The organism is Pseudomonas sp. Leaf434 (genome assembly GCF_001425545.1).
GTDB lineage: Bacteria > Pseudomonadota > Gammaproteobacteria > Pseudomonadales > Pseudomonadaceae > Aquipseudomonas > Aquipseudomonas siliginis.
The window spans coordinates 250630-265058 of the sequence record NZ_LMQZ01000001.1 but is presented as its reverse complement, the minus strand read 5'-3'; the positions used below and the strand labels follow the sequence as shown (position 1 = coordinate 265058).

Below are 14429 nucleotides of genomic sequence, written 5' to 3'. Positions count from 1 at the left end.
CCTCACCCTAACCCTCTCCCGGAGGGAGAGGGGACTGACCGAGGTGGCTGTGCGAGTTACGCCGAAATGAAATACCGAGTCGATCTCCATTTTTGAAAACCATGGAGATCAGGCTCCCTCTCCCTCCGGGAGAGGGCGGGGGGTGAGGGGCGCGGTTTGACGGCCAGCCCAGACCTCAAGCAAACACTGTGTCACCCCTCCACTACCACGGGGGGTTTGGGGGGGCTTTGGCCCTTGACTGTTGGTTCAAACATGGAGAGATCGGGATGGTATTTTCATCCAACGTGTTCCTGTTTCTGTTCTTGCCGATCTTTCTCGGCTTGTACTACCTGAGCGGGCAACGCTATCGCAACCTGCTGCTGCTGATCGCCAGCTATGTGTTCTACGCCTGGTGGCGGGTGGACTTCCTCGCGCTGTTCGCAGCGGTCACGCTGTGGAACTACTGGATCGGCCTGAAAGTCGGTGCCGCTGGCGTTAGAACCAAACCGGCGCAGCGCTGGCTGCTGCTCGGTGTGGCCGTCGACCTGTGCATCCTTGGCTACTTCAAGTACGCCAACTTCGGTGTCGACAGCATCAACGAAATCATGACTTCGTTCGGTCTCGAGCCGTTCATCCTGACCCACGTGCTGCTGCCGATCGGTATTTCGTTCTACATCTTCGAATCGATCAGCTACATCATCGACGTGTACCGTGGCGACACTCCGGCCACGCGCAACCTGATCGACTTCGCGGCATTCGTGGCGATCTTTCCGCACCTGATTGCCGGCCCGGTTCTGCGTTTCCGCGACCTCGCCGACCAGTTCAACAACCGCACGCACACCCTCGACAAATTCTCCGAGGGCTGCACGCGGTTCATGCAGGGTTTCATCAAGAAAGTATTTATTGCCGACACCCTCGCCGTGGTCGCCGACCATTGCTTCGCCTTGCAGAACCCGACCACGGGTGATGCCTGGCTCGGTGCGCTGGCGTACACCGCGCAGCTGTATTTCGATTTCTCCGGTTACAGCGACATGGCCATCGGTCTGGGCTTGATGATGGGTTTCCGCTTCATGGAAAACTTCAAGCAGCCGTATATCAGCCAGTCGATCACCGAGTTCTGGCGCCGCTGGCACATCAGCCTCTCCACCTGGCTGCGTGACTACCTGTACATCACCCTCGGCGGTAACCGTAAAGGCACGCTGATGACCTATCGCAACCTGTTCCTGACCATGCTTCTGGGTGGTCTGTGGCACGGCGCGAACATCACTTACATCATCTGGGGCGCCTGGCACGGCATGTGGCTGGCGATCGAGAAAATGCTCGGCCTGAACACTTCGCCGCGCAGCCTCAACCCGATCCGCTGGGCACTGACTTTCCTGCTGGTAGTAATGGGCTGGGTGATCTTCCGTGCCGAGAACCTGCACGTTGCCGGGCGCATGTACGGTGCAATGTTCAGCTTCGGCGACTGGTCGCTGTCGGAACTCAATCAGGCCAGCCTCACCGGTCTGCAAGTGGCGACTCTGGTGGTGGCTTACGTGACCCTGGCGTTCTTCGGCCTGCGTGATCTGTACACCAATCAGCCGCCAGCCAAGACCAAACCGGAAGTCAACGTCGAGGCCAATGGCCCTGCCACGGCGACGCCGGGAATGATCAAGGCAGCGCCTGGGGAAAATCCGGCGAGCATCCACGAACCTGGCTACACCGTTGGCGTCGAAGCCCAGGTGCAATCGGCTTACTGGACCGCTGACTGGTCGCGCTACGTGATGCGCGGGCTGATCCTGCTGCTGTTCATCGCCTCGATTCTCAAACTCTCGGCGCAAAGCTTCTCGCCGTTCCTTTACTTCCAGTTCTGAGGGATCTGACATGACCCGCTCATTACGCATCTTCTACATCGCCCTGTTCCTGGTGACGCTGTTGGTCCTGGGTCTGTGGTCGGTTCGCAGCTTCTTCGGCTTCAGCACCAACGCCGATGCGACGGTGCTCAACGGCCGCTGGACGAAGGCGGTGGAAACCCACTACGACGATGAATTCCCGATCAAGCGCCTGGGCACCAACCTCTGGGCCGCGCTGGATTTCAAACTGTTCAACGAAGGTCGTCCGGGCGTTGTGCTCGGCCGCGACCAGTGGTTGTACAGCGATGAGGAATTCAACCCGATCGTCAACGAACAGCAGAACCTGCAAGGCAACTACGCGCTGGTCGAAGGCGTGCGCCAGACCCTGAAAGAGAAAGGCGTGAAACTGGTGATGGCGATTGTTCCAGCCAAGGTGCGTCTGTATCCGGAGCATCTGGGTGAAGTGAAGCCTTCGAGCATTCACCAGAACCTGTATCAGGATTTCCACGCCCGTGTCGCGGCCGACAAAATCCTCGCCCCTGACCTGCTCGGCCCGCTGCAACAGGCCAAGCAGAACGGTGAGCAAGTGTTCCTGCGCACCGACACCCACTGGACGCCTGAAGGCGCCGAGATCGCCGCCAACACGCTGGCGAAAACCATTGCCGAGAAATTCCCGCTGAGCGGCGAGCCACAGCGCTTCGTCACCACGCCAGCGGAGAAGGTCACGCACAAGGGCGATCTGCGTCTGTTCCTGCCACTCGACCCGCTGTTCGAAAACATGATGCCGGCGCCTGAGCCACTGCTCAAACGCAACACCGTTGCCGCCGAACAGCCTGCCGGTGACGACGCCCTGTTCGCCAACAGCGAAGTACCGGTCGCGCTGATCGGCACCAGCTACAGCGCCAACCCCAACTGGAACTTCGTCGGTGCGCTCAAACAAGCGCTGCACAGCGACGTCGTCAACTACGCCGAAGACGGCCACGGCCCGATTCTGCCAATGCTCAGCTACCTGAAAAGCGATGACTTCAAGAACAGCCCGCCACAAGTGCTGATCTGGGAGTTTCCTGAACGATATCTGCCTGTGAACAACGAAATCGGCGACGCCGACCCGCAGTGGGTCGCAGAGCTCAAACAAGCCGGCGCCCGCCAACAAAACGTAGCCATCAACACTAAATCCGAGACGCCCGATCGGGCGCAAAACTGAAAGAGAGGTACACCATGACTTTCACTACTACTCCTCGTCGTCTCGCTAAAAGCTTCGCACTGGTTGCTGGCCTCAGCGTACTTTCCGTCCCAGCCTTCGCCGGTGGCGACGCCGCGCTGTACGGCCCGACCGCTCCGAAAGGCTCGAGCTTCGTGCGTGTCTACAACGCCAGCAACGCCGAAGTCAGCGCGACTGTCGGCAGCACCAACCTGAGCGATATCGCGCCACTGGCCAGCAGCGACTTCAGCTTCATGCCGGGCGGCGATTACAGCGCCAAGGTCGGTAGCCAGACCCTGCCGGTCAAACTCGCCGGTGACCACTACTACACCCTGGTCAACAACGCTTCCGGCGCGCCACAACTGATCGAAGAGCCGCCATTCAAGAACAAGCAGAAATCCCTGGTGCGTGTACAGAACCTCAGCGACAAATCGCTGACCCTGAAAACCGCCGACGGCAAGACCGAAGTGGTGCCGAACGTGGCAGCCAAGGGCCGTGGCGAACGTGAAATCAACCCGGTGAAAGTCAGCCTGGCGCTGTACGAAGGCGACAAGAAAGTCGGCGACGTGAAACCGGTCGCTCTGGAGCGTGGTGAGGCAGCCGTGCTGTACGTCACCGGCAACGGCAGCAACCTGTCGCCAGTCTGGGTGAAACGCCCGGTGTCGACTCGCTAACCAATTTCCCGCAGAGACGCTGATCCCTGTAGGAGCTGTCGAGTGAAACGAGGCTGCGATCTTATGATTTTGAAGATCAAGATCAACAGATCGCAGCCTTCGGCAGCTCCTACAAGGGATGCGGCGTCTTCGGACACGAGACAAAAACAAGAGTGAAACGACACAACGTTCGTTGCTCTAACCAAATTGATTTTATGGAGTAAACACTATGATTCCGGTGATCTTGTCAGGTGGTAGCGGTTCGCGTCTGTGGCCTCTTTCGCGCAAGCAATTCCCCAAGCAATTCCTCGCCCTGACCGGCGAACACACACTGTTCCAGCAAACCCTCGAGCGTCTGGTGTTCGAAGGCATGGACACGCCAATCGTGGTCTGCAACAAAGAGCACCGTTTCATCGTCAACGAGCAACTGGCCGCGCGCAATCTGGAATGCCAGCGCATCCTGATGGAACCGTTCGGCCGCAACACTTCGCCGGCCGTAGCATTGACCGCGATGATGCTGGTCAATGAAGGTCGTGACGAACTGATGCTGGTGCTGCCGGCCGACCACGTGCTGGAAGACCAGAAAGCCCTGCAACGTGCGCTGGCCCTGGCGACTGTCGCTGCCGAGAACGGCGAGATGGTCCTGTTCGGCGTACCGGCAACCAAACCGGAAACCGGCTACGGCTACATCAAATCCACTGCTGATTCGCTGCTGCCCGAAGGCGTCAGCCGCGTCTCGCACTTCGTCGAAAAACCGGATGTGAAGCGCGCCACCGAGTACGTCGAATCCGGCGGTTACTATTGGAACAGCGGCATGTTCCTGTTCCGCGCCAGCCGCTTCCTCGAAGAACTGAAAAAGCACGATCCGGACATCTACGACACCTGCCTGCTGACCCTTGAGCGCAGCCAGCAGGACGCCGACACCATCACCTTCGACGAAGCCACCTTCGCCTGCTGCCCGGACAACTCCATCGACTACTCGGTGATGGAAAAAACCCAGCGCGCCTGCGTGGTGCCGCTGACCGCCGGCTGGAGTGATGTCGGCTGCTGGTCGTCGCTGTGGGAAGTCAACGAGAAAGACGCCAACGGCAACGTCAGCAAAGGCGATGTGGTCATCCAGGACAGCAAGAACTGCATGATCCACGGCAACGGCAAACTGGTCTCGGTGATCGGTCTGGAAAACATCGTCGTGGTCGAAACCAAGGACGCGATGATGATTGCCCACAAGGACAAGGTCCAGGGCGTCAAGCAGATGGTCAACACCCTCAACGCCCAGGGCCGCAGCGAAACCCAGAACCACTGCGAGGTTTATCGTCCGTGGGGCTCGTACGACTCGGTGGACATGGGCGGGCGTTTCCAGGTCAAGCACATCTCGGTCAAGCCGGGCGCGTGCCTGTCGCTGCAGATGCACCACCACCGCGCCGAACACTGGATCGTGGTCAGCGGCACCGCCGAAGTGACCTGCGACGAGAACGTGTTCCTGCTCACCGAAAACCAGTCGACCTACATCCCGATCGCCTCGGTGCACCGCCTGCGCAACCCGGGCAAGATTCCGCTGGAAATCATCGAAGTGCAGTCGGGTTCGTACCTGGGTGAAGACGATATCGAGCGTTTCGAAGATATCTACGGCCGCTCCACCCCGATCGAACGCGGCGTGTCGGTGAAAACCATCGCGCAGTAATCGCCTGCTGAAACAAGAAGCCCTCGTCCAGCCCGTTGCGTTCCCTATCCGCAGCGGGCTGGGCGGGGGCTTTTTTTGTCTAGCCGAAGACTGAATTGCGGCGTCTCGCCAGTGGTGAATCTTCATCGACCGACTCGCCTTCCGTCGCCTGCGCCAGCCCCGCTGGACCTTGTGCAAACGCGGCTGCAAACAGTTGCTGCGCCAACGGTGTGGGCGTTGATTCCGGTTCTGCGAACAACGGCTGCCGCCGGGTCGATCGATTGAAGGACTGCAAGTCGACCGCCGGACTGTTCGAGGAGATGGCAAGAGGCACGGCAACGGGTGTGCTGAGCAGTTTGTACTGAATCCGCGTCTGAGCCTCGGAAACCTGCATGGCATTGCCCATTGCCACACTCAGTGAGCCCACCAACTGAGCTGCGGGGTTAGCGGCGTGCATCAGCAGATTTCCGCCGATCTGGAAGCCTTTGGCCACGGCACCGCGCCTGGCTGCAAGCACTTGCGGTTCTTCGACAGGGCTGTTGAACGCAACGGACATGGGTCCCATGATCCGGCTGGTGGTCTCCTCCCCCAACACCCGATTCATTGTCGAAGAAACGAATTCACCGGAGTGGTACAGCACGGCCCCCGAAGGTGGCGCGGTGTGCGTCCGGACGGCGGCAATGACATGTGCCTGATGTGTGTTGAGCACGGAGTTGTCCCGGGCTCCCAGCTCTGCCAGCGCTACCGGTATTTCGCGGCGGTAGGCCTGGACGTCGGGATTTGGATCATTCTCGAAGTAACGGCGCACGGGCTGCATGCCGGCGGCTTGCACGGGATTGACCAGTTTCTTGTCGGCAAGATCGTGATACACCCGGTCGCCAGCACGCTTGTCGGGCTTGTCGGGCTTGCGCCCGTCGCTGTCCCTGTAAGTCATTGGGTTGTTGCGCAGCGCGCGGTAGCGATTATGGCCGTCGATCGCTCCACCAGGATCGCTGTTCAGCCAGCGTTGCAGCCACGGGACGTAATAGCGAAACCCGTAATAGTAAAGTCCCGTGGCGTCACGTTCCTTTGCCGAATACCGCGCGGTCTTGTAGCTGACGTCGGGTTCTTCGGCCCACGCCGTTGCACCGAATGGATAAAAATGCTCGCGGCTGATCAGTTGCGCATCCGCGTCCAGCTCAAGACTGATTGAGCCCAGATGATCATTGAAACTGTATCGGTAGAGATTATTGAGGCCGGTCGGCGGTGCGCTTTGCCAATGCAGGACGCGTACGATATTGAGTCCGGTCCGCACGATGATCACCTGCAGGCTCTCACCGGTGCCGGTATCGGTGCGTAATTCCAGCGCTGGCAGATAACGCACCTGTGCAAGAAGACTGCGTGCAGAGGCCCGTGACGAACGCGTCTTGCATACCCGCTGACCGGCGCCGTCATAGAGATAGCTTTCACGATCATCGGCATCTGTTCGGCGTGAGACGACCACGACCGAGTCCAGCTGGCAACGCAGATTCCACTGCAACCGGCGTCCCTGATCCAGCAACAGCAAATTACCCCGCGAATCGAAAGCTTCCGCGATCTCTGCTTCAGAGGGCGGCTTACCGTCGTGCCACGGCAAACACCGATTGCTAAAGCGTGCGGCCTGCAGTTGATGACCTGGACTCTGTTGGCCGACGTGAGTCAGCTCGCGCAAATTGCCGCCGGCGTCGTAATGATAACGCTGGCTGTAGTTGGCGACAGCGGTCGGCCCGCCACCGCCAACGCCGGCCTCCCAGCCAGTGGCATGGGACAACTGATAAAGACTGTCATAGCGGTAACGACTGACCGGCTCGATACGCTGGTTGGCGAACCAGCGCACGGGCAATGCCTGGTCTTCGATACTCGTTACATTGCCGATCGGGTCGTAGGCGTAGATCAGTTGCTGCAGCACATTGCCCAGATTGTCCCGAGCATGGCGCGTGAGCAGGCGGCCGTCTTCGGGACGGTAGCTCAGCGTAGTCAGCACGCCGTTGCCTGCCAGTTCATGAGTGACTTGTCCGTAAGCGTTGTAGCGAATATCACTGACGACCGAATGGTTCTGAGTCTGAAGTTTGAGCCGTATTTCAACTGCGCGTAACTGGCCGTGGAGAGTCAGTGCGAAGGCCTGCCGATTGCCACCGGCATCGAACTGTTCGAGCACAGGTCCCAGCGGGGCGTAGCGCCACTGTGTGGTTGCCCCTTGGGGTTCGAGCAACTTCTGTCGATCGGCGATAGCCTCTGGCCAATCCGCGGCAACCGGCTCAAGCGTGAAGTGACGGATGTTTTCACTGCACTGCCCGGTGATCGCAAACTGCGAGAACAGAACACTGCCACCGGGATCGTCATGACGAATCACTTGACCGAGCTGATTGCGCAGCGGATCGCCCGCGCCGGGGCGGCCATAGGCAAGGCGCTCGGAACAACGGCGAGGTACGCCGGTGCCTTCCTCGAACACCGCGACAGGTCGCAACAAGTCATCGTATGCAATTTCGCGGCATGTGCCACGGCTGTCCCAGTTGCACAGCGTCTGGCCGGCCAAACCCGGCAACTGGACCTGGACTCCCGCATCGGTACTGTCCGAGCGCAGCGCGATATCGTTCAAGGCATGGACAGTGGTGAGGCTGGCGGGCGCTTGTGGATCATTCGCCTGCAACGCCCACAATCGCGCATCCCATTGTTTGACTGCACGGCCGGCGTTGTCGCGCAACGTCCGCTCGATCCGGGGCTCGCTTGCCAGCGCCGCATCGGCGCGCCAGTAGTTGACGTTGAGGATGGCCAAACCGCGCGGATCGTTCACGGCAAGCGTTGGCGTATTGCTGTGGATGCCCATAGTGCGTCAACGTCCCAGTGTGCCCTTGGCTCATGAGAGCAAGCGCGGAACCGCATTCCTACTGTCAGAAATTACAGTCCCGACCAACGGTGCGCACAAACTCGTCCCGAATACCCATTGCGCCAAGCCTTCGGTAGGATGGGGCTCACTCACCCACGGAGCGCTCACGCATGTTCATCGGCATCCTGCTGGTCATTACCTGGTTGATCCTGCTGCTGCGCTACCCGGCCAAGGCCTTGCCGGTTTCGGTAGCCGCTGCGATTGGCCTGGGTTTCGTGGCCATGTGGGTGGTGTGGCTGGACAACCGCGAGATCAAGCAACTGGCGCGCCTGGAACTGCGCATTGCCTACGCTCCCGAGCAATGCCCGGCCGACCGTCCGCTGCAATTGAAAATGAACAATGGCAACAATGTGCCGCTGACCGAGCTGCGCTGGCGCATCGCCGCTTATGCGCCGGGCGATACGGTCAACCTGGCCGACAATCAATACACTGCCCCACGCTATCGTGGCCCCGGCGAGTTGCAGGCCGGTGCAACCTGGGAAGACTGCTTGCCACTGCCGCCGCTGCGCCCCGGCTATCGCCCGCAAACCCTGGAGTTTCGCGCCGAGCATTTGCAAGGTAGTTTCTCCGACTGATCCCCTCCCCCGACTGTTTGCACAAGGAATGCGCCATGCCCGTTGCGTTGATTACCGGTTGTTCCAGCGGCATCGGCCGCGCCCTTGCCGACGCGTTCAAAGCCGCCGGCTACGAAGTCTGGGCCAGTGCGCGCAAGGCTGAAGATGTCAGCGCGCTGAGCGCTGCCGGTTTCACCGCTGTCGAGCTGGACGTCAACGATGGCGCCGCGCTGGAACAACTCGCCGAGCGTCTGAGCCAGCAACACGGCAGTCTTGATGTACTGATCAACAACGCCGGTTACGGCGCGATGGGGCCACTGCTCGACGGCGGCGTACAAGCGATGCAGCGCCAGTTCGAAACCAACGTATTTTCGATTGTCGGCGTCACCCGCGCGTTGTTTCCGCTGCTACGTCCGGCCAAGGGGCTGGTAGTGAATATCGGCAGTGTGTCGGGTGTGCTGGTCACACCGTTTGCCGGCGCCTACTGCGCGTCGAAAGCGGCGGTGCATGCGCTTAGCGATGCATTGCGCATGGAGCTGGCACCGTTTGGCATCCGTGTGATGGAAGTCCAGCCCGGTGCGATTGAATCGAGTTTTGCGAAGAATGCCGGACATGAAGCCGAGCAGTTGATCAACGAGCAATCGCCGTGGTTTCCCCTGCGTGAAGGCATTCGGGCACGGGCCAAGGCATCGCAGGACAAGCCAACACCGGCCAGTGAGTTTGCGGCTGAGCTGTTGAAAGCGGTGCGGCAGAGCAAGCCGCCACGGCTGGTTCGCATCGGCAACGGCAGCCGGGCGTTGCCGTTGTTGGCGGCGTTGTTGCCGCAAGGGTTACTCGAATCGACGTTGATGAAGCGGTTCGGGTTGCGCGCCAAGCTCTGATCCCCAGTCGTTGCGACCAGCGGTAGCCAGACCTGTCAGAGTTGACAGTAGGCGCCCTCTAAGCGAAGGCCTATCGTGAGTTCAAGCCAGGTGAATAGTGTTAAGACAGCGTTAGCGCCCGGCGAGTAAACCGACCTCCCGACAACCGCGCAGGGACGTATATGGCAATCGCAGAGAAGGCCGCGAACATCAGGGCGACAATCGACGCTACATGGGGACGCGGCCAAGGCAAACTTCAACTTGACGATATATTCCAGGACGACCCGACGAAGTCCCGGCCCCTCACGGGGTCAACGCTGCTGCGCGATAAATCGTTGCTGGTCACCAGTACCTTCGACAAAGGCGTCTTCTTCATTTCCAAGCTGAACCACTTGGGTGCCGTAGACCTGGCGTTTGGGGTCGCAGGGCGTGTCACGGGTTCGTTCCTGGCCAATGAGCAGGCCTCTGGCGGGCCGATTGCAGAAGGTGCCGATGGGCGGCTGTTCATGGCAGGCAGCACAGCCAATGAGCAATCGAACGAGGTTAGCGCTGCGATTCTCTGCCTTGACAGCAAAGGCAATCGAGTGAGCAGCTTTGGCGAGAATGGCCAAGTCATCATCGATCCCCCAAACACACAACGGCTTACGAAAAAAGGCCCGGCATTCGTCTTCGCGCTACCCGATGGCAGCGTTATTGTCGGCGTTGATTACCACACGCCTGACGTGCTCAGGGCGCACCTTTACAAATTCGATGCGCAAGGCGCACCCGTGAAGGCATTCGGCACAGATGGCCGAGTTGAAATTAATCACGGGATGCCGCATGCATCGACTTCACTCAGCGACGGTTGCGTGCTCGACAATGGACTCTTGTTATTTGCAGGCTACGAAAAATACGAGCCCGACGTGAACACGGACGGTCTCCTCGTGATGTTGAATTCAGACAGTGGCGCGCTCCATGAGAGTTTCGGCCTCTCGGAAAGACCCGGGGTTGTGGTAGTCCGGTACAACTTCATGGGTGCCGAACTCAATACTGTGAGACAGCGAGCCCCTGATAGATTTACGGCATCTGGCTACACCAACATGGGCAGCGGTGTCAGTGAGCGATACGGCATGTTGTTCGCCTTCGATGAAAAAGGTAAGCCCGATTTTGACGTTTTCGGCAGTCCGAATGCCATGCCACTCCCACCAGCTCTCGGCAGCGACAGGCGAGTCAACTGGGCGGACCATGTTCCTTTCGCTGATAACATCGTAGTTTCTGGTGGAGACGAGAAGGGCAATTATATTGCCTGTGTGAAAACCCGGAGCGGTGGCTACAACTCCGATTTTTCAGACGCGGGTGGCGTCATCCATCGCGAGGAGACCACCGACTCGCTCTCCAGGCTTCATTATCAGCAGACCCCAGGCAAATTGATTGTTGCCCTCAACATCAATCCAGAAAACCCTCTGGGTTGTCTGTATCGCTACAACATTTCCCAGTAGCTGGAAGCATCACCGCGTCGCCCGGTTCAGGGGCGACGCCGTCGATCACTTGTCTGTCAGGTCCTGCTTCACCACTACCGTGCAAGTAATCCCCGCCGCCAGCAACACGCCCTCTGGCACCTCATCAATATGAATCCGCACCGGCACGCGCTGCGCCAGCCGCACCCAGTTGAACGTCGGGTTCACGTCGGCAATCAGTTCGCGGCTTTCCGGGTTGTCGCGGTCGTAGATCCCGCGCGAAATGCTTTCGACATGACCCTTGAGCACTTCGCCGCTCATCAATTGCATGTCGGCTTGGTCACCGACTTTGACGTGCGGCAGTTTGGTTTCTTCGAAAAAGCCGTAAACCCAGAACGAGTTCATGTCGACCACGGCCATCTTCGCTTCGCCGATACGTGCGTAATCGCCGCGATGCACATTGAGGTTGGTCACGTAACCGTCCACCGCCGCACGCACTTCGGTGCGTTTGAGGTTGAGTTCGGCGGCTTCCAGTTGCGCCTGGGCGTGTTGGTAATCAGCCAGTGCGGCGTCGGCGATGTTGCTGGCGTCGTCGCGGTTCTCTTTAGAGATCACCAGATTGTCGAGGTCGGCGCGGCGATGGGCGTTGACCTTGCGCATTTCCCAGGTCGACTTGCGCGAAGCGACCAGTGACTGCGCCTGCTTGACCGCAATGCGGTAGTGCTCGGGGTCGATGCGCATCAGCAGATCGCCCTTTTTCACCAGTTGGTTGTCACGCACCGGCACTTCGACCACTTCGCCGGTGACGTCGGCGGCAACGTTGATGATGTCGGCGCGAACGCGGCCATCGCGGGTCCACGGCGTGTTCATGTAGTGCTCCCACAACGTGCGGCCAATCCACAGCGCCAGGGCCAGCACCAGCAGAGTCGCGAGCAGGCTGAAAAACTTTTTCATCAAGATGTTCTCAACGGTAGACAGTCAGCGCCATGGCACCGAACAGACAGGTAAACAGGCTCAGGCGCAGCAGCGCCGGGTGCCAGAAAAAGCGGTACAGGTCGAACCCCGAGAGGAAGCGGTCAACTGCCCAGGCCAATCCCGCAGCAATGAAAAACATCAGGGTCATGGTCGGCATGTACACGCCGTGGAAGGCGATTTCACGAGGCATGGGCAAGTCCTTCGGGCCTGGCGGGAGCGAATTCGGCCAGGGGTGATTGCGGGTCGAGCAACGAGGTGCGGATGAAGTGCAGGTAGCTCTTCACCCGGCGCAACGCCGAGGTATCGAAGTGCGGCGCGAACGGCTCATCGGTGGCGGCGACGCGGCTGATGGCGTGATCGACCGCGACCAGTGCGCGTTCGAGATTGCTTGCGTTCGGCTGCAAGAACAGCCGCACCAACGCACGCCCCATCACGCGGATTGCCTGACGCCACGGCTGCGATTCGGCATACGCCGGGTGCACCGGCAGGATCGCCTGCTCCTTGCGCAACTCGATGATCGCGTGGCCGACTTCCAGCACCACGAACATCCAGCGCAGCAGACTCTTCTGCACCTTCGGTTGCCCTGCCGCGAGGCCATAGGCCTGATGCAGCAGATCGCGTGTGCGGCTCTCGAAACTCGAGGCCAGGCCCTTGAGTTTGCCGCTGATCGCGTAGACCACTTGCCCGCGCAAGTCCTGCTCCAGGCGCTGCCACAGCCAGCGACTGTTCGGCGGCAGAATAATCGCCCCCGCCGCCGCACACACGAGCATGCCCATGACCATGGCGATGTAGTCGTTGATGAAGGTGTAGGGGTTGTAGATCGTGAGATTGTCCGGCACTGAACCGGTGCTGAAAAAAATCAGCAGGCCCAGTCCGACACCGGCGTATTGCGGCCGCGAGGCGAGGAACGAACCGAGCACGATCACCGGCGCGAGCATCACGCAGAGCAAGGGGAAACCGTCGATCCACGGGAAGATGAAAAACATCTCGACGAAGCCGATCAGCGCGCCGAGAAAAGTCCCGCAGGCCATTTGAAAAGCCATGCGTTTCGGGTTCGGTGTGGCGGCGGAAAGACCGACGGTGGCGGCGGCGATCAGGGTCATGGTCGCCCCGCTCGGCCACGCGGTGGCGACCCAGTAACTGCCCAGCACAAGCAGAATGAACGAGGCGCGGATCCCCGAAGCGGCCGCCGCCCACCAGTTGGTTTGCGGGGTGAACGGCTCGTCCCAGCGTTCGCGTTCGTGACGATGCTCGCCCAGCGACGCGTGGGTCTGCGCATAGCTGTGCAGGTCATCGACGAAGCGGTAGAGCAATTCATAGGCGGTGTGAAAATCCAGTTGTTCGGCCTCGCTCGGAGCAGTGTCCTGAAAGATTCCGCGCAACGCTCGGACACGAGCCGGCAGACCTTCCTTGTAGGTGGCCAACGCGGTCGCCAAACGTGCCGCATCCGGGCTGGTCAGCGCGCGACCGCTGAAGCCGTCGAGCACTTCGGCGAGGTCCTGCAAGCCCGGTTTGATCGCCGCAACAACATGTTCTTCGCCATTGCCGCGCAGGCGTTCAAGCAATTGATGCAAGGCGTTGAAGCGCGTGGTGATGCCCATGAACTCGCTGTTCAAACGACTCAGACGACCGTTGCGCCGGCGCATGTGCGGGTCTTCGAACACGGTCACGCTGCGCAGCCCTTCCAGGCCGACGGCTTCAGCAATGAAGCGCACGTTGCTGGCTTCGAACGCCTCGGCTTTGCTGCGCCCGCGCAGGCCGTCGGTGACGAACAGCGCGAACACACCGAAGCGCTGATACAAGGCATTGCGCATCGCCGCGCTGGCGGTCTGCGGCAGAATCGCCGCGCTGATCAGCGTCGAACAGAGAATCCCCAGCGAGATCTCCAAGACCCGCCACACTGCCGCCATAAAGGCGCCGTCCGGGTGCGCCAGCGCCGGCAGACCGACCATCGCTGCGGTGTAACCGGCGAGAACAAAACCATACGCGCGAAAGTTGCGGCAACGTGCGGCACCGGCTGAGCAGATGCCGACCCAGATCGCCAGCGAGCCGAGAAACAGCTCCGTGTTTTGCGCGAACAAAGCGATCAGCGTGACCATCATCGCCGATCCGGCCAGCGTGCCGAGCAAGCGATAGAAACTCTTGGCGAACACCTGGCCGCTCTGCGGCTGCATGACGATAAACACCGTGATCATCGCCGTACGCGGTTGCGGTAGTTCCAGACGCATCGCCAGCCATAGCGTGAGAAACGCGGCGAGCAACACCTTGAAGATATACACCCAGGTCACGCCATCGCTGCGTGCCCAGTCGAAAAAACCGCGACGCCATTCCAGGGAATGGAGCCAGCGCAGGGGGGCGGGCAAGGAGGTCATTG

General features: G+C 60.1%; 11 protein-coding genes. 7 read left to right on the top strand and 4 right to left on the bottom strand.

The window, feature by feature from the left end:
• Nucleotides 1–266: 266 nt before the first annotated feature.
• From ASG55_RS01135 to ASG55_RS01120, 4 genes are all read left to right on the top strand, one after another.
• Nucleotides 267–1832 carry an MBOAT family O-acyltransferase gene (locus ASG55_RS01135; RefSeq protein ID WP_056783044.1) on the top strand — a complete coding sequence of 522 codons (1566 nt, stop codon included), beginning with the start codon at nt 267–269 and terminating at the stop codon, nt 1830–1832.
• A 10-nt stretch (nt 1833–1842) separates the two neighbouring features.
• Nucleotides 1843–3015, top strand: a complete 1173-nt coding sequence (locus tag ASG55_RS01130; protein WP_041479484.1) for an alginate O-acetyltransferase — start codon at nt 1843–1845, stop codon at nt 3013–3015.
• Nucleotides 3016–3029: 14 nt separating this feature from the next.
• Nucleotides 3030–3686, top strand: coding sequence for an alginate O-acetyltransferase AlgF (locus tag ASG55_RS01125; RefSeq protein ID WP_041479483.1), 657 nt, complete (start codon nt 3030–3032; stop codon nt 3684–3686).
• A gap of 208 nt (nt 3687–3894) precedes the next feature.
• The gene (locus tag ASG55_RS01120) at nt 3895–5346 is read left to right on the top strand and encodes a mannose-1-phosphate guanylyltransferase/mannose-6-phosphate isomerase (protein WP_024011673.1); all 1452 of its coding nucleotides are present in this window, start codon (nt 3895–3897) and stop codon (nt 5344–5346) included.
• A 79-nt stretch (nt 5347–5425) separates the two neighbouring features.
• Here ASG55_RS01120 and ASG55_RS01115 read toward each other — a convergent pair whose 3' ends face one another.
• The gene (locus ASG55_RS01115) at nt 5426–8170 is read right to left on the bottom strand and encodes an RHS repeat domain-containing protein (RefSeq protein WP_056783042.1); all 2745 of its coding nucleotides are present in this window, start codon (nt 8168–8170) and stop codon (nt 5426–5428) included.
• Nucleotides 8171–8340: 170 nt separating this feature from the next.
• Between ASG55_RS01115 and ASG55_RS01110 the strand changes: the two genes are divergently transcribed.
• The 3 genes from ASG55_RS01110 to ASG55_RS01100 all read left to right on the top strand — a co-directional run bounded on the left by ASG55_RS01110 (nt 8341) and on the right by ASG55_RS01100 (nt 11122).
• Nucleotides 8341–8805, top strand: coding sequence for a hypothetical protein (locus ASG55_RS01110; protein WP_056783040.1), 465 nt, complete (start codon nt 8341–8343; stop codon nt 8803–8805).
• Nucleotides 8806–8840: 35 nt separating this feature from the next.
• Nucleotides 8841–9665: an SDR family oxidoreductase gene (locus ASG55_RS01105; RefSeq protein WP_056783038.1), complete on the top strand. Its 825-nt coding sequence runs from the start codon at nt 8841–8843 to the stop codon at nt 9663–9665.
• Between the two features lie 161 nt (nt 9666–9826).
• Nucleotides 9827–11122 carry a hypothetical protein gene (locus ASG55_RS01100; protein ID WP_056783036.1) on the top strand — a complete coding sequence of 432 codons (1296 nt, stop codon included), beginning with the start codon at nt 9827–9829 and terminating at the stop codon, nt 11120–11122.
• A gap of 45 nt (nt 11123–11167) precedes the next feature.
• Here ASG55_RS01100 and ASG55_RS01095 read toward each other — a convergent pair whose 3' ends face one another.
• From ASG55_RS01095 to ASG55_RS01085, 3 genes are read right to left on the bottom strand one after another with little or no spacing between them, the layout of a single operon-like run.
• Nucleotides 11168–12034: an efflux RND transporter periplasmic adaptor subunit gene (locus tag ASG55_RS01095; protein WP_056783035.1), complete on the bottom strand. Its 867-nt coding sequence runs from the start codon at nt 12032–12034 to the stop codon at nt 11168–11170.
• A 10-nt stretch (nt 12035–12044) separates the two neighbouring features.
• Complete coding sequence (locus ASG55_RS01090) at nt 12045–12245, bottom strand: DUF1656 domain-containing protein (protein WP_016771611.1); 201 nt, start codon at nt 12243–12245, stop codon at nt 12045–12047.
• Nucleotides 12235–14427: an FUSC family protein gene (locus tag ASG55_RS01085; protein ID WP_056783032.1), complete on the bottom strand. Its 2193-nt coding sequence runs from the start codon at nt 14425–14427 to the stop codon at nt 12235–12237. Before ASG55_RS01085 ends, ASG55_RS01090 begins: the two co-directional genes overlap by 11 nt.
• Nucleotides 14428–14429: the final 2 nt, after the last annotated feature.